We start from the raw sequence: 2,349 nt of genomic DNA, 5'->3' as shown, positions 1-2,349 counted from the left end.
TTAAGCCGAGCCGGAAAACTGGTCTATCACACGACAACCGAGACAGTGACCACGGAAACGGTCATAGAAGCGTTTAACCAGTTTGTGATCCAGAAGGAACCAGACACCTTCGCCGTTGTGGTGCTCGACAATGCCAGCATGCATCGCTCCAAGGCCTTTAGGCGCAAGAGGGTGGAGTGGATGTCGCAACGTGTGCATCTGATCTATCTGTCTGCCTACTCACCAGAGCTGAATCTGATAGAGATTCTGTGGCGGCAGATGAAGTACACCTGGCTGCCCTTGAGTGCCTATCTCTCGTTTGAACGTCTACGTGAAGAGGTACACCGCTTACTCAGTGGTTACGGAACTGATCACGCGATTAATTTTGAATAGGCACTTACATGTCATTCTTCTTAAAGTTTTAATTTTTTATAAACAAAACCAAGAAAGCAAAATAAATAAAAATGACCCAAATAATTAACAATGACTTGTTATTTAGAGAGCATCGCCATAAGTTGCTAAAACCTCTTTATCCTTTGACAGGCTGGTCACCGGCCAGGACTGTCATCGCTTGTTCACTTGGCTGTCGCCTCGGTGTCACTGTTGAGCCTCACCATGGTGGCTAAACGTGATAAAGGGATGAATCGCTCATGCGACTCTGTATCGTCAGCGAAACATGGTCACCGGAAATCAACGGCGTCGCGCACACGCTGAACCGGCTGTGTCGTGAACTGCTGTTGCTGGGTATCACAGTGGACGTGATACGCCCGGCGCCGCGTCAACCCGGCAGCGCTGCGTGCGCTACTCAGGAACTTCAGGTCAAGCGGTTTGCGCTGCCTAACTATACCGACGTTCAGGTAGGCTTTGCCCGCCCCGGGAAGCTTCAGCGCTTTTGGCAGCAATACCGCCCGGATGTCGTGTATCTGGCGACCCAGGGCCCGCTGGGCTGGGCAGCCCGCCAGGCAGCCCAGCGCCTGGACCTGCCGCTGGTGGCCGGTTGGCATACCAACTTCGACCATTACTGCCAGGATTATGGGGTTGCCTGGCTGAGCAAAGCGACACGACGCTATTTGCGCTATTTTCATAACGGCTGCGCGCTCACCCTGGTGCCTACCCAGCAGCAAGCCGTGGCGCTGCGCCAGGATGGCATCAAAGACGTACAGGTGCTGTCCCGGGGCATCGACGGCGAACGCTTTTCGCCCGCCCACCGCGACCTCGCGCTGCGTCAGCAGTGGGGCGTCAGCGAGCATCAACCGGTAGCCCTGTACGTAGGGCGCCTGGCACCCGAGAAGAACCTGTCGCTCCTGCAGGAAACGCTGCAAGCCATGCGCAGCGCTCGCCCCGATATGGCGCAGGTCATCGTCGGCGATGGCCCGGCCCGCAGCCAGCTGCAAAAAGCCTTGCCCGAGGCCCACTTCACCGGTTTCGTAGACAAGCATTCGCTGGCTCGCCACTACGCCAGCGCCGACATGTTCGTGTTTCCCTCGCTGTCTGAAACCTGGGGCAACGTGGTGACCGAAGCCATGGCCAGCGGCCTGGCAGTCGTGGCGTTTCGCCACGCGGCCAGCGCAGCACTGATTCACAGCGGCCATAACGGCATTACCGTGGCGACCGACGATGCGCTGGGCTTTCAACACGCAGCGGTCACGCTGTGTCAGCACCCTGCCGATTACGCACGACTAGGAAGAGTCGCCCGCCTGCGCGCGCTGGAACAGAGCTGGACGGGCATTGCCGAGCAATTTCTACGTTACCTGCACCATGCCCAGGAGGCCCGCCATGCGAGCTCGCCCGCTTGTCGTATTCGATCGTCTTGACCTGTTGGAGTGGCGCTTTTGCCAGCGTGTGACGCATCTCTCGCTCTACCGCCCCTGGCGTCTGACGCTCCAGACGGCCAGCAAACTGGGTGATTGGCCCGTTTGGGTACTACTGATTGCAGCTCAGCCCTGGCTGCAAGCGGACGGCCTCTGGCGCATGTGGCAATACTCACTGATCGCGCTACTGGCGATCCTGGTCTATAAACTGGTGAAAACCCGGCTGTGTCGTGAGCGTCCCTTCATCACCTACCTGGGGGGCGTCCACTGTTGTGAACCCGCCCGAGACCGCTACAGCTTTCCCAGTGGCCATACCATGCATGCCGTGATGTTCAGCGTGCTGGTGGCTAGCCATACCCCCTGGCTGTTACCCATTGTGTTACCGCTTGCCTTGATCATCGCGATCTCGCGGGTGGGGCTGGGCCTGCACTATGTCAGTGACGTGCTGGCCGGGGCCGCCATGGGCTATGGATTTGCGCTATTGGGACTCTACTGGATGGGCTAGGCCCTTTTCGAATACCTGAACGCCATAGCGCTTTCATTTGATTGGCACTACGTT

At 57.8% G+C, this 2,349-nt stretch carries 3 protein-coding genes; all 3 read left to right on the top strand.

All coding sequences use genetic code 11. From position 1 onward, the window contains the following. Positions 1 to 372 (top strand): transposase (locus tag B7L72_RS07410; RefSeq protein WP_176212853.1); only part of this gene is annotated, 372 nt, incomplete at its 5' end. Between the two features lie 257 nt (positions 373 to 629). Then, positions 630 to 1,793, top strand: coding sequence for a glycosyltransferase family 4 protein (locus tag B7L72_RS07405; protein ID WP_016915844.1), 1,164 nt, complete (start codon positions 630 to 632; stop codon positions 1,791 to 1,793). Beyond that, a complete protein-coding gene (locus B7L72_RS07400) occupies positions 1,756 to 2,295 on the top strand; it encodes a phosphatase PAP2 family protein (RefSeq protein ID WP_081193488.1) in 540 nt (179 codons plus the stop codon). The genes B7L72_RS07405 and B7L72_RS07400 overlap by 38 nt, the downstream gene beginning before the upstream one ends. Positions 2,296 to 2,349: the final 54 nt, after the last annotated feature.

Origin of the sequence: Halomonas sp. BC1 (assembly GCF_002078135.1) — a bacterium.
Taxonomy (GTDB): Bacteria; Pseudomonadota; Gammaproteobacteria; order Pseudomonadales; family Halomonadaceae; genus Vreelandella; species Vreelandella stevensii.
Note: the sequence above shows the minus strand (reverse complement) of the source record. Positions and strands in the feature narration are given on the sequence as shown.

Coding starts and splice junctions, on each gene's coding strand:
- B7L72_RS07405 (WP_016915844.1), top strand. CDS start 630: ATGCGACTCTGTATCGTCAGCGAAACATGGTCACCGGAAATCAACGGC.
- B7L72_RS07400 (WP_081193488.1), top strand. CDS start 1,756: ATGCGAGCTCGCCCGCTTGTCGTATTCGATCGTCTTGACCTGTTGGAG.